Here is a 24,500-nt window from a genome sequence, read left to right as displayed (position 1 = left end):
CGAATTCCTCAATATGCCAGGTTTCACGTCTTTGTGGCTGTGGCGATTCTCAACTCAAAGGCTGGTATGTCTCTGATCCCCGCCAGTTAAATCTGGCTCCTCGAATCATTTCGGACAATACTCGGCTCGACTCTCTGCTTGTGGCTGATGACACGACGACTTCGCTGTCTCAGCAACCGGAAATCCCTCCCCCCAGGGCTTAGCCCCTCCTTGCTAAGCAAGTTTGACAGCAGGCACTCAGAGATTGGAAATGCCCGATCCGCTGCGCTGGCAACTCTTTTCCACCCAACATCCGGTTTACGCTTGCGCGACATGCAACGTAACATAAAAGGTAAACCTACCATGAATTTTTCACAGAATCCTCGCCATCATCGACGTGGCTTCACCCTCATTGAACTGCTGGTGGTCATCGCCATCATCGCGATCCTGATCGCCTTACTCCTGCCTGCTGTCCAGCAGGCCCGGGAAGCGGCTCGTCGCTCCACCTGTAAAAACAGCCTCAAGCAGATCGGCCTGGCGCTCTACAATTACCACGACACGCACGGCACGTATCCTCCCGGCTACATCGCGCGAGGTGTCGTCAACAGTGATCCCTCTTCTTCCGAAACAGGATCCGGTTTTGCCTGGGGCGTCATGTTACTCCCGTTCCTGGACCAGGCTCCGCTGTATAACCAGCTCAACCTGAATCTGAATGCTACCGTTTCTCCCAATATCGATCTGGCTGACCAGGTTGTGCCCATCTTCCGCTGCCCCAGTGACACCAACCAGGGCGTCTTCTCGGTCACCGATGGCTCGAACTCCTACCAGCTGTCCTCTGCGAACTATGTGGGTGTTTTCGGGTATGGCAGCCTGACAATGACTCCAGGCAACCCCGCCCAGAAAGGGATTCTCTACCGCAACAGTAATGTCAGAGTTCGCGATGTCATCGACGGAACTTCGAATACGATTGTCGCCGGGGAACGCTCTCATCAGCATCAGTTTGTGGGTGCGGCCTCAATCATCGAGGCCGATTCCACCTGGTACGCCGCCATCCCGAACGCCACCCGACCGGCAGGGATGATGAGTATGCCATCCATGACCGAAGGCCCGGCATCCCTGATTCTGGGGCATGTCGGTCAACCGGCCATGATGAGTATGATGGCCATGCACCATCCCCCCAACACCACAAACCACATTGCCAACTTCTCCAGTAAGCATGAAGGGGGAGCCCACTTCCTGCTGGGGGACGGTGCGGTCCGTTTCCTGAGTGAGAACATGAGCTACGAGATCTTCCAGCGACTCGGAATGATCGCCGACGGCAACCCCATCGGCGAGTTTTAAGCTCCGGTTTCTCAAACCAAAAGTGTCTATACCAGGGCTGAAGTTCCATGCGAGCTTCAGCCCTGTTTCTTAAACTGGCCTGTAATCATCACTTAAAGCTACCCGGACTTTCGGTTTTCTTGCCCGGCAATCTCCCGGCCGATGGGGAGCTAACATGGTGTAGAACTTGCGCATCTCCGGTTACCCTGGCAGGCCGTTTCCGGGGGCGACTGACGCATTTTTAGACAGGCTGGAACCCCCAGCCCTGCCAAGGGTTGGGCTCAGGAATCTGCCCGTCTCCAGACGTGGGAAATACTTGTTTCAATTTTTGTAAATTCCACGCAAAATGATCGATTTATTTCTTGTATTTTCTCTCGCTTTGACATAATAATCTCGAACTTTTAAAAAAGCGTACCGATATAGGCATTACGATTCGAAATCGTCTCGAACAGTTTCATTAAAAATCGGATGCCTGTTTTTTTCTGGCACCTCAGTGGAGGGTTTATGAGTTGCATAAAGGAAGACATCTTCTCATTGATTGTCGTAATGTCTCGCGGGACATTTGTCTAAACGACCAACTGATTCTGGAAGCCATGGCACGTGGAGCTACCCGTGCTGGTGCTACTGTGATCTCACAGGTACGATATCACTTTGGTCATAATTCAGCACCGGGCTTCACCGCGATGTGCCTTCTTGATGAAAGCCACTGCTCAGCCCACTGTTACGCCGACCTGGGCTTAATCGCTCTCGACGTCTTCACCTGCGGCAATACTGATCCGAATGACGTTCTCCGTTACATTCGGGAAGAAGTCGATCTGGGTGACGTCAGCATTCTCGAAATGCCCCGGTTCCCCATTCCAAATGGGCAACCTGCGCTTCAGGAACCAGCCGGTTCCCACTGCGAAGCGGATCAGGTTGTTGCTCTGTAAATTCCCACCTGAAAGTTCCTGACGGGAACCACTCCTGTATCTATTGATTACAGCTGATAAACCGTTCCCACTCTGGAAATCTGAAAGGCGTTGAATTACGGTATAAACATCGCATCATGCCAGGTGCGCTTTGAAGTCTGTATTCAGACAAGGAGCGCACCTGACTGAGCGTTGTTTTCTTTTTTTGCGCCCCGCATCAACTCACGAAGGAAGAGTGAATCATGAGTGGAGATCGAGAGTTCCACGACGGTCGAGGAGACGGCTTAAAACCACTGAAAAGCCTGGACTTGTCGAGTGTCAATTCGTTTGGCGAACTGTTGCAGGCCATGTCTGCAACCGCGTTCTCAGGCAGACGCCTGGGAGATGCCTACGACATTCTGCTGGATATGGCACAAGACTCTGAATGCAAAGTTGTCCTCACTCTCTCCGGCGCCATGACCGTCGCCAAACAGGGCAGCATCATCTGTGACATGATTGACCGTGGCCTCGTGCATGCCGTCGTCGCTACTGGTGCCCTGATTGCCCACGGTCTCACCGAATCGATTGGCCTGGTCCACTACCAGTACAATCCTACTGATTCCGACGAAACACTCTACAAAAAAGGCTACAACCGGATTTACGACACCCTCGAAATGGAGTCGAATCTGAACAACGTCGAAAAGCTGGTCCGCTCGGTCCTGCGGGAATCCCAGCCCGAAGATGGCGTCTGGTCTTCGGCCCGTCTCTGCCGGGCACTCGGTCAGCGACTCTCCGAAATCAACGATGGACGCGGCATCCTCCGCAGTGCTTATGAGCAAAATGTGCCCGTCTTCATCCCCGCTTTCACTGACAGTGAAATCGGCCTCGACGTCTCCACCTGGGCCATGTCCGAACTGATTGCCAAATCAGGCAAGCCTCTGGAAGAGCTCGAACAGGAAGAAATTCTAACCGCGCTCCCCAGCTTCAACCCGTTTCTTGACCTGCAGGAATATGCCCGCCTGATGCGGGATGCGGTCACCTTCGGCATCTTCACCATCGGTGGGGGAGTTCCCCGTAACTGGGCACAGCAGGTTGCCCCGTATTACGAAATTGCCAACTACCGCCTGGGCACAGAGTGGAAAGAGCCCCGCTTCCGCTATGGCATTCGTATCTGCCCCGAACCGGTTCACTGGGGAGGTCTCTCTGGATGCACTTATTCTGAAGGAGTCAGCTGGGGCAAATTCCTTTCACCCCAGGATGGCGGTCGGTTCGCGGAAGTCTATTCTGATGCCACCGTCGTACTCCCACTGCTGATGAAAGCCGTATTCGAAAAACTGGACTCCGCTTCATAAACTGTGGATTGAAGCTTCCACAGACAGGATCAGACTAAGAGCTAGACAACCTGCTCTGGCTCAATCCAGAGCAGGAGACTGGCGGGGATCCTGTTTCAGGTACCGGGCGATACCCCGACCCAGTTGTTGTCCCACAGTCATGTAACCCTGCGGGTGACTGTGGGGCGTATTCCAGCAGGTCTCGAGCGTAATTCCCACGACATGCTCTCGGGTGGCACTTCGTACCCAGTTACTGGAGATCTCTTTCCAGCGTTTGTCGTACTTTGGTCCCGTCGAGGGTGTACTTCGATCGAGCTTCAGAGGCTCTTGCATCTCCTCGCGACAGACTGCAATAAAAGCGTCTTGCAGTGCTTTTCTTCGCTGAGTATTCAATTCGGGAGGCGCAATATAAAAAAACGGCTGCTTCGAACTGGCACCAGGGTTATGTAGATCGACAAACATCACCAGTCGGTTCTGCTTGTCGAACTGTCTCAGAGCCTTCATGGCTGCCTGCACTGCGTTCCAGCGGGGCATCTCAGACCAGTCCCGGTTATGATCGTGGGGGACCTGATTCTTGCCGCCATTCCCGGTCGCCACATTGTCGATATCTATGATTGGAACGTAATAGATATCAACCTTTTCCCGCAAAGCCACCGCCAGAGGATCATCGCTCACAGCCCATTCAATGAAGCCACACCCAACCCAGCTGCCCCCTGATTCCCAGGCATGCTGACGAGCCTGAACCCAGATCACCATGCGATCGTCGGAATGTTTCCCATCGGGGCTCACCACCAGTGCAGGTACACTGCGCCCAGCGCGGGTTTTGCATAATTCAAATGCCGTCACGTCTTCATGTTTCCGGCTCAGGCGATCAACCAGTGCCTGGGCATCCGAGGGCACAAATGGAGGCCCCCAGGCAAACCAGGCTTGTTCGGCATCCACCTGTTGTGTCCAGCGACAGTGGTCCTTCTCCCTGGTTCCAGAACCAGTCTGTTTCCAGGCCTTTCCATCGAGACTAAATGCAGCCCGCTCAGGCAGGGCCCAGTTGGCAGACAGCTTCGAGCCGTTTGCCTGTTTGAGAGAACTCGCGTCGACCGAAACAGTCAGCGTTTCTCCCGGTTTAATGCCGGAGACTTTGAAATACCACCAGCAGGGCCAGCCAAACTGTGGATCTCCGGCAGGACGCACCGTAATCGAACGCGTACGCTGATCGACTTTCAGAACCTCAGCCGAGCCTCCCGGGAAGTCAGCTGAAACAACCAGCTCACCAGCCTCTACTGGGACAGCCAGTAATAACAGTGACAGAATCAGACTATTTAGACGATAACCAGCTGTTTGCATCGACGCTCCCTGTTGCGCAAGGGGATTACTTGAGGATGCCAGACGCCACCTTTCCCTGACCGGGTTCGACCAGTGCAACTGACTGGGCGTTATGTTCGAAATTCAGGCCTTCATAGTTCAGACCGAACTGATGCAGCAGCGTCGCATGGAAGTCATGCTGGGTCACCACATCTTGAACCGCCCGGTGACCGAAGTCATCTGTCGCTCCATGAATGTGCCCCTCTTTGATGCCACCACCGGCCATCCAGATACTGAAGCCTTCCGTGTTATGGTCACGCCCCGGTTTCTTGCCTTTACCGCGATCCTGAATCACAGGCAGACGTCCCATTTCACCGCCCCACTGGACCATCGTGGAATCCAGCAGTCCCCGATTCTTCAAATCGGTTACCAGGGCTGCACACGGTTTATCACAGGTTTTACAACGCGATTCAAGTGCAGCGAAGATATTCTCGTGCATGTCCCAGGCGTAATTCCAGATCTGCACGAAACGGACGCCACGTTCCACAAATCGACGAGCCAGCATACAGGCATCCGCGAATTCTTTGGTCACTGGATCATCGGCTCCGTACATCTGATGGGTGGCTTCGGTCTCTTTAGTCAGATCGAGTGCCTCGGTCGCTGCGGTCTGCATCCGGGCCGCCAGTTCATAGCTGGCAATGCGTGCTGCCAGATCGTCTTCGCCGGGATGACGCTGGTGATGGATCTGGTTCAACTCTTTCAGCAGGTCCAGCTGATTCGACTGGGGCTTGCCACGCAGTTCCCGGATCGGATTCAGATTCGCAATTCGCGGCTCTGACTTGCTGACAACCGTCCCCTGGTAAATCGAAGGCAAATGGCGGCTGTCCCAGTATGGTGATCCGACCGGGTTACGGGGAATCGTAATCGCTACAAATGCCGGCAGATTCTGTGTCTCGGCTCCCAGACCATAAGTGATCCAGCTCCCCAGGGAAGGCCAGCCTTCTCGCCCTCGACCGGTGGTCATGGCCCGCATGCCAGCCACGTGATTGCGGATATTGGGCAGCTGCATTGAGCGTATCAGCGTAATATCGTCAACAATCTCACCCAGGTGGGGCAGCAGGGCGGTGTTGATCTCCATCCCCGATTCACCACACTTCTCGAATGTGTTGGGAGAGGGCATGATGATCGAAGTCGCCTGGCCGGCGTTATCGTATTTGATCCCGTCGCCGGGAAAACGCTTGCCCGCATACTTGTCGAGTGTTGGCTTACGGTCGAACAGATCCAGGTGACTCGGTCCACCACCGCAGAAAATTGAGATCATCGATTTGGCGCGGGCCGGATGGCTGGTCTGCTTTGGCAGCAGATCGTACGTTTTCTCTTCCAGAGCCGGCTTTTCCGGGGCGGCCAGCAGCTGTTCGTCGTTTAACAGCGAGGCCAGAGCCAGTGAGGAGACGCCAAAGGCACTCTGGGCCAGAAAGTGACGGCGAGAACTGGCGGAGTTTTGATTGATAAATTGAGACACGAGAGACTCCCTCTGGAGATCAATATTTATATTCTGTCAGGAAACAGGCGTCTTTAACCGCTTATTCCACATACAGAAACTGGTTGGTTCCAAACAGCACATGACAGACGGCAGCCAGTGCTTCCTCCCGAGGCTGTTTGGCTTTCTTTGTCTGATATTCTTTCAACTGCAGCGCGAAGTTTTTCTCCAGCGCCTGCAGTTCAGCCGGGGAAGGCTCACTACTTAAAGCCAGCTTCCAGGCCGTCTTGATTAGCTTAGTATCGTCGGCGTCTTTCCCTGCCGTGGTGAGTACCCGCTTAGCAAAGGCTTCAGATTGATTCCGCATGAATTCACTATTGAGCAGCGCCAGTGACTGTGTTGCCACGGTCGAAAAGACCCGCCGCTCGCAGTTGGGCTCCATGCTGGGGGCATCAAAGGCATTCAACATCGTCACCGGCTGAGTCCGCCGGACCTGCACGTAAATGGAACGTTTCAGTTCCCGGCGATCTTTTGACACTTTACCAGCGCCGACTGTAATAATGCCGCTGTCCGCCAGTGCAACCGGTACTGGCTCACCAAACTGCTCCCGGTTCAATTCACCGCTGACCGCCAGGATAGCATCGCGGATCGATTCCGCCTCCAGGCGTTGCATTGTCATGCGCCAGTAGAGACGGTTATCAGAGTCAATCGCGGCTGCTTGTTCGGAGTGGGTCGCTGAGGTCTGCTTATAAGTCCGTGAGGTCATGATCAGGCGATGGATGCGTTTGAGCTGCCAGCCCTGTTCCATAAAGTCAGCCGCCAGCCAGTCCAGCAGTTCGGGATGTGTGGGGACGGAAGACCGGGAACCGAAGTCACCCGTGGAATCGACAATCGCCTGGCCAAAGTGGTGCATCCAGAACCGGTTCATCAGCACGCGTGCCACAAGAGGATGCTTCCCACTGGTCAGGTACCGGGCATACGCCAGTCGGCGTCCCGTCGTCGGCAGTTGGGGATCATTCAGCTCAAATGTGTTGTCTTCTTTAGAAGAAATCACTGTCAGACCACCGGGAGCGATCAGATCTTTTTCTGGTGAAGAGATATCCCCCCGATAAAATACAAACGTCTGAGGCAGGTGCTGTGTGTCCTCTGTTGCCACGCGAATGTATTCCGGTTTGGGAATCTGCGCCCGCAGCTTGTCTGCTTCCGCCTTGATATCCTCATACTGTTTCTTCAAATCGTTTCCGTCTTTGAAGCGGGCCAGGAACAGGTGCAGGCGTCCCGGCACCAGCAGGTCCAGCATCGGGTATTTCTGTTTCAGAAAATCCGCCTGCTCTTTCGAACGTTCTTTAACCGCGGTTTCATAAGCGGTGCGTGCCTGTTCGCGGTCTGCATCGGGGACTTCCTTCAGCACCCGCTCGGCAATCAGCTGGGTCACTTCCGCTTTGACCTTGTTGTGCTCGGCATCCAGTTCCTTGACCTGCGCTGACAGCTTTGCAGCTTTGGCTTTATCTTCTGGTGACATCAGGGCCGCCCGTCGACTGGCCGGCATCCGCCATTTTTGATCGTCATACACCGGAGCAATCACCGCCCGCAGGCGATAAAAGTCTTCCTGGGGAATCGGGTCGAAGCGGTGATGATGGCACTCGGCACATCCCACGGTCATGCCCAGCAGTGAAGAAGACATAATCTTCACCGTTTCAGTAATCACCTGGTTGCGTGCGATCGCAGGATCCATGGGACTTGAGCCGGTTCCATCGGGAGCCAGCCGCAGGTAACCAGTCGCCGTCAGCTTTTCACAGACCGCAGGGTCCTGGTCTACCAGTTTTTGCGCCGTTGCATGCGTGGCTTTGACCATTTCATCGCCGGCGAGCTGCTCGGTGATAAACTGATCCCAGGGCTTATCTGCATTCAGCGAACGGATCACATAATCCCGGTAATGCCAGGCATCGGGACGGATAATGTCTTTGTCGTTATAGCCTTCTGAGTCGGCATAGCCGGCAACATCCAGCCAGTGCCGCGCCCAGCGTTCCCCGTAATGCGGTGATTCCAGCAGCCGATCGATCATCTTTTCATAGGCGTCAGGCGACTTGTCTGCCAGGTAGGTATCGACGTCTTCCGGAGCAGGGGGGAGCCCTGTCAGGTCAAAGGCAGCCCGTCTGATCAGTGTTAGCCGATCTGCTTCTTCAGAAAACCAGAGACCGCTCTGTTTCAGCTTTCGTGCGATGAAGGCATCGACCGGATTGAGCGGTTGTTTTCCATTCTCTTTTTTTAACTGAGGCAGTTCAGGCAGAGCAGCTTTCTGAATGAGACGAAACGCCCAGTGGGAGCGTTCATCGCCGGTGATCAGGAAGTCGCCCGGCTTGATGTCCCCTTCAGGTTCCGGCCCCTCCGTTTTTGCTCCCTGATCGATCCATTTCGCAATCAGCGCTACTTCTTCCGGTTTGAGTCGCAGCTTCTCATCGGGGGGCATGTCTCCCGATTCAATATACTGAAACAGCAGGCTCTCTGCGTGTTTCCCGGGAACGACAGCCTCTCCGGAATCGCCGCCCTTCATAATCAGGCGGCGTAATCGCACATCCAGCGCACCGGAAAGCTCTTTCTCCTCGCCATGACAGTGAAAGCAGTACGCCTTGAAAATGGGCCGAATGTCTTTTTCAAAAGTCACTCGCGAATCAGCGGCGGAGCTCGATCCACTCCCAAAGAGACAGGCAGAAAGAGCCGTCAGCAGGAAAGCGATGACGCGGATATACAAGGCAGGGTTCCTTTTTCAGAGGAAACTCATTCAGGGCGGGAGTTAAGTCACTTAAAAGCTGTGAAATTAACTGTTTTGGTGAGGTTCTATAGTACCCTATATCGGCAGCCGCGTCAAATTATTTAAGTTTACTTAGAAGAACAACCGTCAACCATGAAGTCATCAATAAAAGGAGTTTTATTCCCCTACCAGCGACTCCTGCATTGGTTCATCGGCAATCAGTTCCTCTTCCTCCATCGCAGGTACCTGCGAACGTTTGGCATATCGGGCCAGCAGTGCTGGCAGGAAGATGAGATCGCCAAACAGGGCCGAGCCAATCGTCAGGCCACTCATGATGGCGAAGATTCGCTGATCCCGCATGTCGCTGAAGATCACCGTCGAGAAGCCGGCAACCAGGATGACCGTCGTCATGATCAACGCGGTTCCCACCCCTGTAAACGCCTTGCGGATCGCTTCGTCGTCACTCTCAACCTGGAGTTGTTCTTCGCGGAAGCGGGTCAGGAAGTGAATCGTATCGTCGACGGCAATCCCCAGGCAGACCGTAAACGCACAGACGCTGACGATCTCGAGTGCCTGCCCCGTAAAGACCAGAAAGGTCCCGGTCACGGCGAGGGGAAACATGTTGGGAATGATTGAGATCAGCCCCAGTCGCAATGAACGAAACGCGATCGCCAGCACAATCAGGATGATAATCGCAGCACTCCCCAGACTAGACGCCAGATCGACGACGATCTGATACAGGTTCCGCCACCGCCAGACTGCTGAGCCCGTCAACTGAAACTGGAACTCCGGATGCTGACTTCCGATCTTGGCCAGTCCCTCTTCAATGCGGGTGAAGGTCGGCCCGTATTTGGCAATTCCCAAGTCTTGGACGTGAAAACTGACCGTCGCCTGGTTCCGCTCCGGCGTATAAAACGCCCGTTTCAACGGTGGCGGCAGCAGGTCGATCATTGACATCCGCTCTTCAGGAGGTCCCTCACCAGGTAGCGCTGAGAGAATATTTGCAATCGAAATCGGATGACCAATCAACGCTTCCTGGTTCAGCAGTTGATCCACTTCGCTGATGGCAACCAGAACTTCGGGCGAATCCGAATCGACCTCATCTGACCATTTCACCTCAACCCGCGAATGCTCGAGCCCTCCCATCGCCTGGTCCATATGATTCAAGGCGGTCGCCGCTTCCGAACCATCGGGCAGCATATTGGCCCGGCGTTCATCGGGACGCAATGTCAGCGAAATCAGAATCAGTACCGCCGTCAGGCCAATACCTACCTTACTGATCCAACCCGCACGTTTCAGCACCATTTCGATAATCACGCTGATCCGGTTCAGGTTCTTATCGATGACGCCCTTACCATAGCCCACATGAATGGAACGCCCCAGCCAGGTACGACAGGCCAGGGGAATCACCGTCACTACAGCAATGAAAGTCAAAAGCACGCCGACCACACAGCTGTAACCAAATTCGCGGACCGTTTCATGATGGGCCAGCGAAAGCGAACCGAAGCCGATGGCCGTCGTGACCGAAGTCAGAAAGCAGGCAAGTCCCACTTCCTGAATACCACGCCGGGCAGCATCCCGTCCCGACAGACCGGAAGCCCGATGGCGGCGGATCTGTACCATCAGATGCACGCCGTCGGTTAACCCTACCAGACTCAACAAAACCGGCAACACGACATCGTTAAACGGGTTGTCCTGAAAATCGAAGAACTGGATGATCCCCATGGTCAAAAACACGCCGAACATCGGTGCCAGAGCCACGATGATCACCGCCGTGATTCCCCGGAACAGAATGATGGCCATCAGCAGAATCATCCCGTAGCCGATCACCTGGTATTTGACCTTGTTCGCATTATGCGTGCGCACTGCGGTCAGATAGATGGGTACACGGCCGGTGGTCGTGAAGGAAAACTTCACATCCGGATATGTCGCGGCGACTTTTTTCGCGACTTCTTTCAATCCGGTGGTACAGGCATCGTCGTCCGTCACATACATCCATTTGAATTTGACCATCAGCAGAATGGTCTGCGCATCGACTGATAACAGCTGGCCGCCTACCAGCGGATGTTTGATCGCTTTCTCCTTAGCGTCATCAAGTCGTTTCTGGGAGGCCCGCTCATTCGGGAGGATTGGTTCCCGCAGGCCGAAGATATTCAGGTTGGGAATATCCTCCAGCCAGAAAACACTTTCCACGTAATCCAGCGATTCGATTTCGGCAACGATCTCCCGCAGGGCCTTGATGCCGTCAGCGGTGAAGAACTGATTGGAATCAATCACCAGGATCGTATCAGCGTCGGTCAGACTGATCGGGTCGACATCAGGCGGCGCCTCCCGAACTTTCCGCGGCTTGTCCGCTTTCTGCTGGTCTACCAGGGGAACCGGTTCGGGCTTTGCCGTGAACCAGTCGCGAACTTCCTCGGGCATGGTGTACCCCAGCAGTGCGATTCCACTCAGCAGCAGAATGAACAGAGTTACCAGCAGGGGATGGTCAACCATCCAGACCGAACAGCGATTGAACGTACGAGACACGCGCGATTCACTTTCTCTCAGCGGTAGAATGTTAAAGGGATCAGGTTGAAGATTACCAGACGCTGAATCTCAACCAGCTTCAGAAATTAACGAACCTGCAATCTGAGTTCCTCTCTCTGAATCACACCGTCACCATTATCATCCCGGATACGCCCGTAGCGTTGTGTCGCCAGTGGGACTTCTTCCACATCAACGCGTCCATCGCCATTCTTGTCAAACCGTTTGAAAAATGCAGCGGCACGCTTATCGAGCTCTTTTTTCAACTCCGCCTCCCGCTGTTGCTTCGCTTCCGCTTTGGTCAGTTTTTTCTCTGGCTTCGGTTTCGTTTCCTGAGACTTCTGTTTCCGGGGTTCAGCCACTTCGAAGAAAGCAATCGCCATCTCTTCCCAGGTCTGATCGCCCCAGGTCACGTATTCATTGGGATCCGGGTTGAACGGATTGTCTTTCGAATTATCGAATTTGACCGTGAACTCGAGCCCGTCGACCGTATCCAGCGACATCGGCTTGCTCAGTTCATAGATATGTTGCCAGTTGAAATCATAATTGGGTACATCGAGCAGAATCTCTTTCTTCTTGTCCTGTTTCGTAAACAGGCGGAACGATTTCCCCCGCAGATGCATGTGCGGGGCAATCGCCAGCAGTTCGGCGTGCGGTGGTATGCGACGAACCTTCGCCGATACCGGAAAATCACTGGCGTGCGGCGGAATTTCGAATTCTTGATCGATGCCGATCAGCGTAAAGACTTCGTGAGTGATCTCCTCATCCTTACCAAAGATCAACCCGACTTTCGAAATGTCTTCTGCCACCGATCCCGTCGGCGTGTAATGCATCTGAAACACCAGTTTCGAGCCGGCAGGAACCTTTCGTGCCCGCCCGGGAGGTAACATATTGATCCGCTGTCCCGGAACATAAGCCGTCAACCAGCCAATCCCACGGAAGTCAGCGCCATCAGGAGGACGAATAAAAACAATCGCATGATGCACGACCGACCGATTCCCCGGCAGGACCTGTGCTCCAGTGATCCACTTATCCTCTTTGAAACCGGGATCGACGACGAAATACTGATATTCCACGACGCCCTCTTTGGGAACGACAAAAGGTCGCTTCCGCATTTCATAAACGACATCCGGCACTCGGGGCAGGTGCCAACCTTCGCGGAATTTGGGGAGTTCCGGCAGATCCTTGATATCACCATAAGGCATGCCTCCGGCTACCCATTCCCGCAAGATCTCCTTATCTTTTTCGGGCATGAACCGGGCATTCGCATAATGACCATATTTCGGGCTGGCATGCCAGGGGGGCATCCGGCCATCTTCAATGGTCTCCAGCATCGTATCCGCCCAGCCCCGAACTTCATCGTAGTCCGTCAGACTGAATGGTGCGATTTCCCCTGTGCGGTGACATTCCACACAATGACGATGCAAAACCCCGGCGACTTCTTTGCAGAAAGTCAGTTGGGTGGTCACTTCATTCTGCTTCACCCGGCCGATGAAACAGCCATTCGGTTTGGTCTCACTCACTTCAACCGGCTTGCCTGCCAGCAATTGATCCAGTGCATTCTTCAGATCATGCGTGGTCGTCTCAGCCCGTGAGATGCCCGGCAGGTACTGGTTATCGATCCGCCCACGATACCGGACGGTCAGCTGCTGATCCAGTACGAAAACTTCAGGTGTGCGCACTGCATGAAATCGGTCGGCGACTTCGTTGTTATAGTCCTTCGCCATCGGAAACGAGATCTCGTACCGCTTGACGTACTGCTTCACATCTTCCAGAGAGTCCTGCTGATTGCTGTTCACGCCGATGAACTGGACGCCTTGCGCCGCGTAAGCGGCCTGCATCTCATTCAGCTTGGGACCATACAGCCGGGCCAGCGGACATTCCGCCCCCAGAAAACAGACCACAGTTGCTTTCGACTCTGGCTCAGCCGATAACTCGACCACTTTCCCCTGGGCGGTTGGCAGCCGAAACGTGTGGGAGGCATCCTGCGACGATTTGGTTTTCGTTTCAGCCAGCAGGGAACTGGTGCCCAGCAATGCGAGCGCACACAGGAATGTGATACTACGACGAAACATAAGCGATCCTTCCTCCAGAACTGGTAACGACGGGTGCGTTCATTCTATCAACCGCCCGGAAACCCCCGCAACCCCCACTGTACAGAATAGAGCCCGGCCAGATTGATTGCTCTCTTTCCTTTGGATATACTCGACGTAACTTACAATGGTTTCAGATTTTGGTAAAAGATTCCCGTTTACCTTCATCCGAAATTCATCTGGTTGGCTGCAGTGTGCTCCTGAGGAACAACATAGGAAGGCATCAAAGTGAAAGCTCCACGAAGCGGCGGCGGTTGGAAGGCGATCAAATACAGTCTGACACTGGCAAACAAGGTCGGCTGGTGGAAGCTCTGGAAATCCATGCGGACCCGCAATGCCTGTAAGACCTGCGCGGTTGGCATGGGGGGACAGAAAGGGGGCATGGTCAACGAAGCCGGTCTGTTCCCCGAAGTCTGCAAAAAATCCTTCCAGGCGATGGCTGCCGATATGCAGCCCGCTGTCGCTAACGACTTCTTTGCGAAAAACAATATCGACCAGCTCCGCGCGATGTCCTCTCGCAAGCTCGAATACAGTGGCCGTCTCACCCAGCCACTGCTGCTCTCGCCCGGTGAAAAACATTACAAGCCGATTTCCTGGGACGAAGCCTTCGACCTGGTCGTCGAGCGTCTCAAAGCCGCCGGCCCCGAGCGCACTTTCTATTATGCCAGCGGCCGCTCCTCCAACGAAGCCGGCTTTCTCTTCCAGTTGATGTCCCGCCTGATGGGCACCAACTTCGTGAATAACTGCTCCTTTTACTGTCACCAGGCCAGTGGCGTCGGCCTGGGTTCGAGTATTGGCACCGGAGCCGGCACACTCCGTCTGGAAGATCTGGATCACACCGACCTCTACATCCTGATCGGCGCAAACCCGTCTTCGAATCATCCTCGCCTGATGAAGGCCTTCATGGAAATCCGCAGACGGGGTGGCAAAGTCATCGTCGTCAATCCGGTCAAGGAACTGGGGCTCGTCAATTTCAAGGTTCCCAGTGACGTCCGCAGTCTGCTCTTCGGCTCCAGCATCGCTTCCACTTACGTACAACCGCACGTCGGCGGTGACATGGCACTGCTGATCGGTCTCTCGAAAGAAGTTTTGGAACGTAACGCACATGACCAGACTTTTATCGACGCACACACCGAAAACTTCGACGCCTTCAAACAACAGGTCACAGAGACCAGTTGGGACGACATCATCGCCCAGAGCGGCGTTGACAGAGAAACCATTCGCAACATCACCGACCAGTATCTCTCCGCGAAAAACGTCGTCATCGGCTGGTGCATGGGAATCACGCATCATCTGCACGGGACCAACAGTGTGCAGTCGATCGTCAACTTCTCGTTGCTCCGTGGCATGGTTGGCCGCCGTAAAGCGGGACTGATGCCCATTCGCGGGCATAGTAACGTGCAGGGGCTCGGTTCGGTCGGCGTGGTCCCCGGCATGAAACAGGCGATGCTCGAACGCTTCGAAAAACAGCTCGGCATCAAGGTTCCCACCACGCCCGGTTACGACACGATGGCCTGCATGGAAGCCTCCCATCGCGGCGAGATCGACTTCGCGTTCTGCCTCGGAGGCAACCTCTTCGGCAGTAATCCCGATACGAAATACGCACTCGAAGCCATGAGTCGCATCAAAACCGTGCTCTACCTTTCGACCACGCTGAATACCGGTCATGTCTGGGGAACCGGCGAAGAAACCCTGATCCTGCCGGTACTCCCTCGTGACGAAGAACCCGAGCCGACCACCCAGGAATCCATGTTCAGCTATGTCCGCATGAGTGACGGCGGCAAATCCCGGTTCACCGGTCCCCGCAGCGAAGTTTCGATCCTGGCGGCCATCGGCCAGAAACTGTTCGCCGGCGATGATCGCATCGACTGGAAAAAACTGGAGAGTCACAGTGCCATTCAGGAACTGATCGCCGACCTGATCCCCGGCTACGAAAACATGAAAGAAACTCTCCAGTCCCATAAGGAATTCCACGTCACCGGCCGCGCCGTCGAAGAATACAATTTCCCCACCGAGAGCGGCAAAGCCAAGTTCCACGCCCTCCCGCTGCCCGATCTCTCCGTTGCAGAAAATGAACTGCGGCTGATCACCATCCGTTCCGAAGGTCAGTTCAACAGTGTCGTCTACGACGAGGAAGACATCTACCGCGGACAGGAACGCCGCGATGTCATCCTGATGAACCGAGCCGACATCGATCGCCTCGGCCTCAAACCCGACCAACGCGTGAAAGTCAAAAGCGAGGCAGGGGAGATGCCATATATCCTGGTCCGCGAATTCGACATCCGCGCCGGCAGCGCCCTGATGTATTATCCCGAAGCCAACGTCCTGGTTCCACACACCGTCGATCCCCTGTCAAAAACCCCGGGGTTCAAATCGACACGGGTGACTCTGGAAGTGGAAGCAACAGTTTAAACAGGAACATCCTGACACATTGTTTGCTGCGCGTTCAGGAAACAACAGTTCCATCAAATAGAGTCACTCGAAAGTAATTTCACTCAAACTCTTGATTTGCGCAGGATCTTTCCACCAAGGTCCCGCATAGACATGGAGTTCATTGCTGATCGAAATATCATTGACCGCTGCATTGATCCCATTCGGAATCACAGGAAATCGTCTCTGGCATTTTTGCTCGTCTAACTTGATGTTAGCAAGGATTTCAATCTGCATTCTTTGAAAATGAGTTCTGCTACATGTCCCAGCCGGGGCAAAGCGCCATCCCACTGAATTCTGCAACCGATCTAAATCAGGCTTGCTGTTCTCTTCGAGGCATCTCATCTGGACGATGAAACAATAATATGCGAGATACTCGAATACATGCCCACAATCCATAATCACGGCGGCCCCCCAGTTCGACTGGTTCCAGTTAACTTCCTGGAACTCAGTCTCAGTAAAGTAGGGATTGATCGAATCCCCCTCTGCTGACACCGGAAATACAATCAGGTCCCCCTTCGCCATGATCAGGGGCTGTGGTTTTTTCAGAGTGTTTCGTTTTTTCTCAACGACAGTCTGACACAGTTTACTTTTCAGTTTCTGCAGATTCTTTTCCCGTTTCTTCAACTCCTTCGCATCCATTCCCAGCGATTCCTGCAACTGCAAATCTGAGCTGGAATCGATAATATCGAGTGAACGTTGAATTAAATCTGGACAGTCTATCCCCCGCTTATGAAACTGATCGGCTAATACCAGCCAGAAAGTTGTGTAATCCTCATTGGTTTCCTGACGTGCCTCCTCGGGAAACGCTTCCATCGCCATATTGATTAATTGCTCTGTGTCAAAAGGAAGCTTCACAATTGCAGCAACGGTGCTTTTGAGATCAAGTGCCGTATCATTCGAGTAGAGCCCGGCTCCCCAGCTTCCCATAACTGTTGCTTTCTGAGATTAAACAGATTCAGAACTTCGATCAGCCAGCTCTGTGATTTTTCGATTTGCAGTTCGTCTTCCACACCTTTTTCCCTGATCTGACATCAACGGCCCATCGTACACATATGCTCCTGCACATAAAATCAACTTCAGATAAATAGCTCAAGGATTAAATCGTAATTCAGCGTCTGCACTGGGAAATAGACAAATCCGAAACTTCTAAGTCCAGGCCAGTCCCTCCGTCAACACAGCAGCACAATAAACCACATGCAGCACCCGACGCCGCTGTGGTAACTGTGAGCTGCGGGAGCGATGCACCAGCAGGGGGTTCATCAACAGTACTTCGCCCGCGTCAACCGGGCAGAGGTGAAATTCCTGCTCTCCAATCAAAGCGACTTCCTCTTCCGATAATCGCCTGTGATGACTCCGCGGAACCACCTCCAGCGCCCCATTCTCGCCAGGGCATTCATCCAGATGCACGCGCACCGCCAGCATTTGCTGTAAGACCTCCGGCGGCGGCTCCACGTATTGCTGCTCTGCTTTGACAGACCAGTTCTTCCAGTCCTCATCCTCAATGCGCCCCTGAATCGGAACCTGCAGATCCTGATGCGGAGGCACGAACCAGTTCGCACCGGGACGCTTATCAAACAGTGTCGCACTCACCAGACTGACTGGCTGCTGCAACACGTCACTCGCCAGTTCCTTGAGCACTCCCTCTTCAAGCAACGATCGCAGTCCAGGTAAAACCAGGTGGGCATTGCGAATCGCATAACGCGTACCGCTGCGTCGTCGTCGATAACTGTATTCACCAGCGGAATCAATTACAGCTTCGAACTGTGTCAGCGTGTCCCGGGAGAGAGGTTCTCGCCAGATCTGGAATCCATCCCGTTTAATTTCTGCACTGAAGATCAAAGACATTTCCTTAAGTTCCAGCAGGAGTCTGATACATTCCGTATCTGAAGTGGATCACTCGAACAGGAATGTTATCAATCGGGGCGGCTTGTTCAAGTCCAGTCCGTGCCAGTGCTCTTGTAATTGTTTCAGTTTAAACTGCTGTGCCTCTGCAGCAGCCAGGAATTCTGAGACGTGATGCATAAACGCCTCAATCAGAATAGTCTGTCCCCGCTCATCAAATTGTGCCTGCTTCCCCTGGTACTGACGGAAGGGATGCAACTCACTGATTCGAAACAGTCCAGTCGGTAGTAAAACCCGACGCGCCTCAGCAAACACGAACTCCAGATCCTCAATGTGTTCCAGTACCAGATTACACATTACCAGATCTGCAGAATCATCTTCCACAGGCCAGGGATCAGACAGATCTGCCTGTTGAAATTTCACATGCGGTGCCGATACCTTCTCCTGCGCACGAGCCAGCATCTCAACAGAAATATCGAGTGACAAAACGCGTTCTGCCCGTTCCGCCAGAAAGATCGTATTTTTACCGGTACCACAGCCTGCTTCTAATACCGAGTGAAATCGACGCGCTCTCAGAAACAACTGCGTGAGTTCCCCATCCAGGTCGCGGGTAAGATTCCGGTCGGTGTCGTAGGACTCCGCCCAGCGATTATAACTCTCTTGCACGTTCATCAAATCGTCGATTTTCCGCAGGCAGGTACAGAACCGTGATCAAGGAAAGAGGAATCAGAAACAGGCTGACGACCAGGGCTACCAGCAGATAGCTCAGCAGTATCACCGTCGAGAAATGGCCTGAATTATACAGCCCGAAATTGTAGAACAGGCCCACCAGGTAACTCAGTCCGAAACAACCGAACACAATTGCCGTCAGACAACAGGAGCCGGTTTTCAACCCCAGTCTCGACAGACACCGGCTGCCCGTAGCCCACAGGCAGAGCAGCCCCAGCAACACACAATACGACATCACACTCACCACACCAGTCCCCAGAGAGAAATTAAAAAACATTCAGCCAGTGAAATACCCTGTTTAACGATACGCCACCATGAAGAACCTGCGAAACGGAAATAAGACGTTCCCGTTCTGTTGCAGGGGATACGCAATCGCAAAACGCTTCAGCAGTTCCGCCTCGAACCGGTCGCGGGTGGCAGCATCGGGTAACGCTTCCAAGTAGGGTCGCAGTCCCGTTCCTCGGAACCACTCCAGGATGGCCTCGACACTCTCCATCACATGGATATATTCAGTCTCCCAGAGTTCCAACTGGGAACTCAACGGAGCCAGCAGATCGTAATAGAATGACCGCGATTCACAGCCCAGCGCCTGTCGGGCAGCAGCGGTCGCATCGTGCCAGTCCGGTAGCTGGGAAAGCTCAACCACACAGCGGTGCAGGGGAGACGCATAATGCGCGGGCAGTTGCACAGCCAGTGCCCCACCGGGTTTGAGAAAACTCATCAGCCGGGGAAAGATCGTTTCATGGTCAGGCACCCACTGCAGAACGGCATTCGAAAACAACAGATCGTATGCCTCATCCGGTTCCCACGTCGTAATATCAGTCTGGAACCAGTGTACGTCAGGCAGAGTCTCCTGCGCGGTCTCCAGCATTTCTGCTGAGCTGTCCAGGCCACTCAGCTCCGCCCCCGGAAAACGTTGAGCCAGAACCACGGTACTGTTCCCGGGACCACAGCCCACATCCACAATCCGCTCAGGTGATGCCAGCTCTACCCGCGCTGCCAGATCAATGGCAGGCTGCGTCCGTTCACGCTGATATTTTAAATACTGATCCGCATCCCAGACAGGCATCAAGCTGTATCCCTCTAATCACCGAAACTCTGAATATTCGCTATCGACCAGACAATCCATCTTCCGCACAGGTTCGCGTTCATACCGGCATCTTTCCGGCTGTTACAGACTGATTCAGACCTTCTGGTTTGCCACCTCATCCAGAACCTGTCGGATGACGACCGAAAGTTCTCCCAGGTTCGCTGGCTTCTGAATGACCAGACTGCCACCAGTCAGCGCGGAAGCCGGGATCTTCTCTGCAATCCCGGATAAATAGACCACCTTCAAGCCGGGACGCATCTCCATTAATCGCTGCGCCAGTTCCACTCCATTGATCTGGGGCATATTAAAGTCAGTACATAACAGCGATATCGCTTCTGTATGCGTTTCGACGGTTTTCAGAGCCTCCACCGGCCCCAGTGCCCGGAGCACCTTATACCCCAGTCGGCTCAAGAGTGCTGATATCGTCGACAGCACAATCGGTTCGTCATCACAAACCAGGATCGTTTCTGTTCCACCGGCCATCTGTTTTTTGTTCGTGGGAACTTCAGTCTGCCTGGTTTCTCTCGCCTTGATACGCTGCTCCCGCGGCAAATAGACTCGAAATTGAGTTCCTTTATCCAGTCTGCTTTCCACCGAAATAAATCCGCCATTATCAGACAGATTCCGCTGGACGGTGGACAATCCCAGTCCGGTCCCTTCTGCTGCCGGCTTGGTCGTAAAAAACGGTTCGAAAATTCGCTCCAGAACTTCAGGCGTCATGCCACAACCAGTATCCGACACTGTCAAAAGCGCATAACTTCCAGGCAGGCATCCACTCTGATCAGCTATCTGAGCTGCGGTGAGATTCACATTCTGAGTTCGCAGTATAAGATCGCCACCTGAGGCCATCGCGTCTCGCGCATTGACGACTAGATTCATCAACGCCTGCTCGATCTCAGCTTCATCCGCCCAGACCATCCCAGCCATGGGTGACAGATCCAGGATCAGCTTGACGGAACCTCCCAGGATGCGTTGGATCATGGCACGATGATTCATGATCAGTGCATTTACATCAAACCAGGAAGTATTCGGGGCTTTCTTTCGTCCGAAAGCCAGCAACTGTTTAACGAGCTCTGCAGCACGTTCGCCTGACTTTTGAATCTCCCGCAAGGGTTCCCGAAAGTCTTCTGGAATCTGTTCCTCAGGCGTCAGCAACATGAGTTCAGCATTCAAATTGATGCCAACCAGAATGTTATTAAACTCGTGCGCCACTCCCGCTGCCAGCTGGCCGATCGCTTTGATTTTCTGGCTGTGTTGCAGCTGAATCTGCATCTGCCGATTTTGTTCTTCGGTCTGTCGCTGTTCCGTCAGATCCTTAATCATCAACAGCAACAGCGGTTCATCGTCACTTTCAATAATCCAGGCGGAACAGTCCATGACTCTTTTTTCACCACCATTGATGATTACTACTATTTCCTGCTCATAGACGTGCCCGTTTTCGCACACACTATGAATGATCTCTTCCCAGTAGCTGTCATCCGGAAAGAACTGCAGTTCATGGATCGTTTTTCCAACCACCTCTTCGCGTTGATAACGCGTGGTTGCCAGGAATGATTCGTTGACATCGATCACAGAGCCTGTCGACAGACTCAGAATTCCCTTGGATATCGGGTTGAGTCGAAAGATTTTGGAAAAACGTTCTTCCGAGATCTGCAGTGCCCGTTCGTTCTCCTGTCGCCTGACTTCATTCCGATAATCGGTGAGCAGCGTCCCCGCAGCAGCCAGCAGTGGTTTGATAAACTCAATCAGAGCCGTGTCATAGCCAGACGGACAGTTCGCGATCCCCGCCACCCCTGAGAGTTCACCCTGGGAGAAGACGGGAAGCACCAGAAACGATTTGATCTCACCGACATCAGATCCACCCGCTGCCGTAGTTTCATCCTCGAAATCCCTCTGAATATCGTTAACAATCAGCGACTCTTTGTCTGCTATGATCCGTTCAAACAGTCCCTGTTGTTCAAAGAATTCCCGGGTCCGATTCTTCTCGACTTCAGCACATTCCCAGTCAGCAGTCAGTGATGCACGGTAACAGCTTGCCCGGGGGATCAGCTCAAACAACCCCGCTTTTGATTGACGGACCTCTCCAAAAAAACCGGACTCACTTTCTGTGATATTTAAAAACGTCTGCAACAGATCGTCAAACACCTTATCCGGATTCGTATCAGAGATGTATTGTGACAACAGCCTGCGGATAGTCTCGATCAGGTGAATCGATTTCCGCAGTTTCTCTTCATACAGCACCTGCTGGGTAATATCAGTCCGAACTCCGGAGATGCCTCCTTCTGCCGTCTTCTGTTCGGAAATCATCAGCCAGCGTCCGTTGCACAACTTCTGGCGAAAACTACCTGCAGGATTCTGGTGCTGACGGACCCGTTCCTCCACCCATTCTTCTTCCCGGCCAACCGCATCAGCGACCTGTCCCCGGTAGGCAGAAATCCGAATATGATCCTCGAAACGCTGCCCAGGCACCAGGAGATCCCGACTCTCGCTGTAGATCTCCAGGTACTTCGAATTACACATCACCAGCCGATCGTCTGAATCATAAATCACAAATCCTTCGGTCAACGATTCGATCGCCTCCTGCAGATGCTGACGCAATCGATGCGACTCCTGTTCGCTTTTCTGCAAGTCGGCTTCAATCCGGACATGCTCGATTGCAATTGCTGCCAGATAAACCGCCTGTTCGATCAGATGTCGGTGATACTCAGTCGGCTCCCCCGGTTTGTGATAGTAAATCGCAAACGTCCCCAGCACTTCTCCTGTCGAAGAACGAATCGGGGTCGACCAGCAGGCGCGCAGATCATGCTTCAAAGCCAGATCTTTAAAGTCTTTCCAGAGCGGGTCCGTCTCAATATCCTTAACCACAACCTGCCTGTTGTGATAGGCAGCTGCACCACACGAACCCACCTCTGGACCTATGAGTGTCCCATCCGTGAGTCGGATGTACTCTTCCGGCAGGTGCAGCGCAGCCCCGTTGCGTAGTCGATTCTCTTCGTCCAGCAGCAGAATCGAGCAGACCATATCCTCGCTCTTCGATTCCAGATATTTAATCAGCGTCGTCAGAGTATCAGTGAGGGAGTTCCCTTTGCTGATCAGCTCCAGGATCAACCTGATCTCAGGTAAGGTTTCTGATGACCGCTGCACAAGCACCTCACTCCCAACATGATCGGAATCAAAATAAACTGGGAACTCTTTGAATGAGAATCGACATCATCTCATCAGCACGCAACCTCACTCATACACACGACCGGGAATCTCGCGACAATGTTTACTATGGGACATTTTAATCCGAATTAATAACAGGCCAATACCATTTTGGCTTTCAACGGAATAATCTGATCAGATCGCATTCACTGCTGTGTCTGCAGCAAGTCCCTGGATAACGGACAACAACGCTCACCTGAGCTCAGGCTGCCGAAACCGCGTCAACAGACCGCTCAATCCACGCGAACCAAACACCAGTAAGAAACCCAGCAGCAGCCGGCAGGCGACCGCCACACACTGGGCCTGCAGTGTCGGGGGGATCACGGCATAGTTGCTGGCTTTTTTCAGCTGAAACAGTTGATACAGCACGCTCCCCAAATCGGTGATCCCCCAGGTCAACACCAGCAGCCCCACCGCGGAAAACAGCACCGCTTGAATCTGCTCGACAGTTGGTTTGGATGAGGAAGCTTTAGCATCAATCTCCGGCAGCAGATATTTGACAATCGTCCCGGCTCCAAACCAGAGCATACAGGCCACAATCGTATAAAACGTGAACGGCATCAGTTGCATATAAAACATCGCCGCCTTCGATGCCGGAAACTCAGCCCCCGCTCTGAAGGCCACAATCATCATCACGAACGATGCCACCGTCTCCAGCGCCTTGATCGCATAGAACAGCCCCACCAGTCGACAACCAATATAAGCCACATCTTCTTTTTGCATAAAACTCTCTCCCGCCGAATCGAGCCGGCTACTCTGCCTGCAGTTTTTCAATCTGTATCTTATCAGAATATCATCACCATAGTGAGGGGTAGTGCCTCAACAGGAACGGAAACCGGATCATTTTCTGACTTACCACTAACACCAACGCAGTCAGCCAACCTTCGGATCACATTATCTCGGCAATTACAAATCGCCTGTTCTACTTCGTCAGTCATTTTTATCACTGAACCTGCCTCACCGGTACATGCACAGATTGCACTTGATCGTCACTCTCCGAATCATAAAGTGTTGCAATTGTGCTTCGCGCGCGAGGCGGACGATGCGTGCACCGGAACACCACGCTTAAGTGACCCGGGTTCACCTGAATCACCGTCGATTTTTCCAGTTTTTCACCGGAACAACCCGCATCGGTTCTCTTTGTCTCGTATGATTTCAAATCATTTCGGAGCACATTCAAACCGTTTCGCAGACAACTCACAAAATACTCACTGCATTTCCCGAAGTACTCAAAGCACAATTCCATCTTGACCCCCAGCCGCCGTTCCACAATATCAGAACCATCGATCAGCATCACCGTCGTCCTCTGTAAGAAATCTGCACTAGCGAATTACTCGGCCCGGCCAGGACCAGCTAGCCAGAATCAGATGGTATGACAGGTTACCGACTGCGCATAGCTGAACAGCAGGCGTCCCTGCAGTGCAGAAGTGAAAACCAGGAGTCGTTACAGAGAGATGTTTGCGTTACCCGGATCTGCAGGAGCTGAGCCGTAGAGTGTTAGCCCCGGTTAGACCAGTGTTCGCAGAAGCCAGCAC

Annotated in this window: 16 protein-coding genes; 4 read left to right on the top strand and 12 right to left on the bottom strand. The window is 53.4% G+C overall.

Annotation, left to right across the window (positions count from 1 at the left end; all coding sequences use genetic code 11):
- Positions 1–342: 342 nt before the first annotated feature.
- From FYZ48_RS10325 to FYZ48_RS10315, 3 genes are all read left to right on the top strand, one after another.
- Positions 343–1,320: a DUF1559 domain-containing protein gene (locus FYZ48_RS10325; protein ID WP_149340039.1), complete on the top strand. Its 978-nt coding sequence runs from the start codon at positions 343–345 to the stop codon at positions 1,318–1,320.
- Positions 1,321–1,808: 488 nt separating this feature from the next.
- Positions 1,809–2,228 (top strand): S-adenosylmethionine decarboxylase family protein, encoded by a 420-nt coding sequence (locus tag FYZ48_RS10320; protein WP_187781962.1) that lies wholly within the window; start codon positions 1,809–1,811, stop codon positions 2,226–2,228.
- A gap of 221 nt (positions 2,229–2,449) precedes the next feature.
- Positions 2,450–3,538 carry a deoxyhypusine synthase family protein gene (locus FYZ48_RS10315; RefSeq protein ID WP_145184811.1) on the top strand — a complete coding sequence of 363 codons (1,089 nt, stop codon included), beginning with the start codon at positions 2,450–2,452 and terminating at the stop codon, positions 3,536–3,538.
- A 60-nt stretch (positions 3,539–3,598) separates the two neighbouring features.
- Here the strand turns inward: FYZ48_RS10315 and FYZ48_RS10310 are convergent, their stop codons facing one another.
- The 5 genes from FYZ48_RS10310 to FYZ48_RS10290 form a co-directional block, all read right to left on the bottom strand.
- Complete coding sequence (locus FYZ48_RS10310) at positions 3,599–4,858, bottom strand: M14-type cytosolic carboxypeptidase (RefSeq protein ID WP_149340037.1); 1,260 nt, start codon at positions 4,856–4,858, stop codon at positions 3,599–3,601.
- Between the two features lie 25 nt (positions 4,859–4,883).
- Positions 4,884–6,338: a DUF1501 domain-containing protein gene (locus FYZ48_RS10305; protein ID WP_242022558.1), complete on the bottom strand. Its 1,455-nt coding sequence runs from the start codon at positions 6,336–6,338 to the stop codon at positions 4,884–4,886.
- 61 nt (positions 6,339–6,399) lie between these two features.
- Complete coding sequence (locus FYZ48_RS10300) at positions 6,400–9,048, bottom strand: PSD1 and planctomycete cytochrome C domain-containing protein (protein ID WP_149340035.1); 2,649 nt, start codon at positions 9,046–9,048, stop codon at positions 6,400–6,402.
- 177 nt (positions 9,049–9,225) lie between these two features.
- Entirely contained in the window at positions 9,226–11,577 is a 2,352-nt protein-coding gene (locus FYZ48_RS10295; protein WP_242022556.1) for an efflux RND transporter permease subunit, read from the bottom strand.
- 86 nt (positions 11,578–11,663) lie between these two features.
- On the bottom strand, positions 11,664–13,649 hold the full coding sequence (locus tag FYZ48_RS10290; protein ID WP_149340033.1) for a redoxin domain-containing protein: 1,986 nt from the start codon (positions 13,647–13,649) through the stop codon (positions 11,664–11,666).
- Positions 13,650–13,895: 246 nt separating this feature from the next.
- Between FYZ48_RS10290 and FYZ48_RS10285 the strand changes: the two genes are divergently transcribed.
- On the top strand, positions 13,896–16,079 hold the full coding sequence (locus tag FYZ48_RS10285; RefSeq protein ID WP_149340031.1) for an FdhF/YdeP family oxidoreductase: 2,184 nt from the start codon (positions 13,896–13,898) through the stop codon (positions 16,077–16,079).
- A 63-nt stretch (positions 16,080–16,142) separates the two neighbouring features.
- On the opposite strand, the gene FYZ48_RS10280 is transcribed toward FYZ48_RS10285, so the two are convergent.
- From FYZ48_RS10280 to FYZ48_RS10250, 7 genes are all read right to left on the bottom strand, one after another.
- Positions 16,143–17,027 carry a hypothetical protein gene (locus FYZ48_RS10280; RefSeq protein ID WP_149340028.1) on the bottom strand — a complete coding sequence of 295 codons (885 nt, stop codon included), beginning with the start codon at positions 17,025–17,027 and terminating at the stop codon, positions 16,143–16,145.
- 219 nt (positions 17,028–17,246) lie between these two features.
- Positions 17,247–17,945 carry a phytanoyl-CoA dioxygenase family protein gene (locus FYZ48_RS10275; protein WP_149340026.1) on the bottom strand — a complete coding sequence of 233 codons (699 nt, stop codon included), beginning with the start codon at positions 17,943–17,945 and terminating at the stop codon, positions 17,247–17,249.
- Between the two features lie 48 nt (positions 17,946–17,993).
- The gene (locus FYZ48_RS10270; protein WP_149340024.1) at positions 17,994–18,614 is read right to left on the bottom strand and encodes a class I SAM-dependent methyltransferase; all 621 of its coding nucleotides are present in this window, start codon (positions 18,612–18,614) and stop codon (positions 17,994–17,996) included.
- A complete protein-coding gene (locus tag FYZ48_RS10265; protein ID WP_149340022.1) occupies positions 18,592–18,948 on the bottom strand; it encodes a hypothetical protein in 357 nt (118 codons plus the stop codon). Before FYZ48_RS10265 ends, FYZ48_RS10270 begins: the two co-directional genes overlap by 23 nt.
- A 21-nt stretch (positions 18,949–18,969) precedes the next feature.
- Positions 18,970–19,740: a methyltransferase domain-containing protein gene (locus FYZ48_RS10260; protein ID WP_149340020.1), complete on the bottom strand. Its 771-nt coding sequence runs from the start codon at positions 19,738–19,740 to the stop codon at positions 18,970–18,972.
- A 114-nt stretch (positions 19,741–19,854) separates the two neighbouring features.
- On the bottom strand, positions 19,855–22,905 hold the full coding sequence (locus tag FYZ48_RS10255; RefSeq protein WP_187781961.1) for a hybrid sensor histidine kinase/response regulator: 3,051 nt from the start codon (positions 22,903–22,905) through the stop codon (positions 19,855–19,857).
- A 252-nt stretch (positions 22,906–23,157) separates the two neighbouring features.
- Positions 23,158–23,688, bottom strand: coding sequence for a hypothetical protein (locus tag FYZ48_RS10250; protein WP_149340016.1), 531 nt, complete (start codon positions 23,686–23,688; stop codon positions 23,158–23,160).
- Between the last annotated feature and the right edge of the window lie 812 nt (positions 23,689–24,500).

This window comes from Gimesia chilikensis, assembly GCF_008329715.1.
GTDB classification, from domain to species: Bacteria; Planctomycetota; Planctomycetia; order Planctomycetales; family Planctomycetaceae; genus Gimesia; species Gimesia chilikensis.
The sequence above is the reverse complement of the archived record's forward strand: the minus strand, read 5'-3'. Positions and strand labels throughout refer to the sequence as shown.

What these genes read in the sequence shown, in the direction of transcription:
- FYZ48_RS10265 (WP_149340022.1), bottom strand. Translation starts at nt 18,948, where the DNA reads ATGTTTTTTAATTTCTCTCTGGGGACTGGTGTGGTGAGTGTGATGTCG.
- FYZ48_RS10310 (WP_149340037.1), bottom strand. Translation starts at nt 4,858, where the DNA reads ATGCAAACAGCTGGTTATCGTCTAAATAGTCTGATTCTGTCACTGTTA.
- FYZ48_RS10280 (WP_149340028.1), bottom strand. Translation starts at nt 17,027, where the DNA reads ATGGGAAGCTGGGGAGCCGGGCTCTACTCGAATGATACGGCACTTGAT.
- FYZ48_RS10270 (WP_149340024.1), bottom strand. Translation starts at nt 18,614, where the DNA reads ATGAACGTGCAAGAGAGTTATAATCGCTGGGCGGAGTCCTACGACACC.
- FYZ48_RS10275 (WP_149340026.1), bottom strand. Translation starts at nt 17,945, where the DNA reads ATGTCTTTGATCTTCAGTGCAGAAATTAAACGGGATGGATTCCAGATC.
- FYZ48_RS10250 (WP_149340016.1), bottom strand. Translation starts at nt 23,688, where the DNA reads ATGCAAAAAGAAGATGTGGCTTATATTGGTTGTCGACTGGTGGGGCTG.
- FYZ48_RS10290 (WP_149340033.1), bottom strand. Translation starts at nt 13,649, where the DNA reads ATGTTTCGTCGTAGTATCACATTCCTGTGTGCGCTCGCATTGCTGGGC.
- FYZ48_RS10315 (WP_145184811.1), top strand. Translation starts at nt 2,450, where the DNA reads ATGAGTGGAGATCGAGAGTTCCACGACGGTCGAGGAGACGGCTTAAAA.
- FYZ48_RS10325 (WP_149340039.1), top strand. Translation starts at nt 343, where the DNA reads ATGAATTTTTCACAGAATCCTCGCCATCATCGACGTGGCTTCACCCTC.
- FYZ48_RS10260 (WP_149340020.1), bottom strand. Translation starts at nt 19,740, where the DNA reads ATGCCTGTCTGGGATGCGGATCAGTATTTAAAATATCAGCGTGAACGG.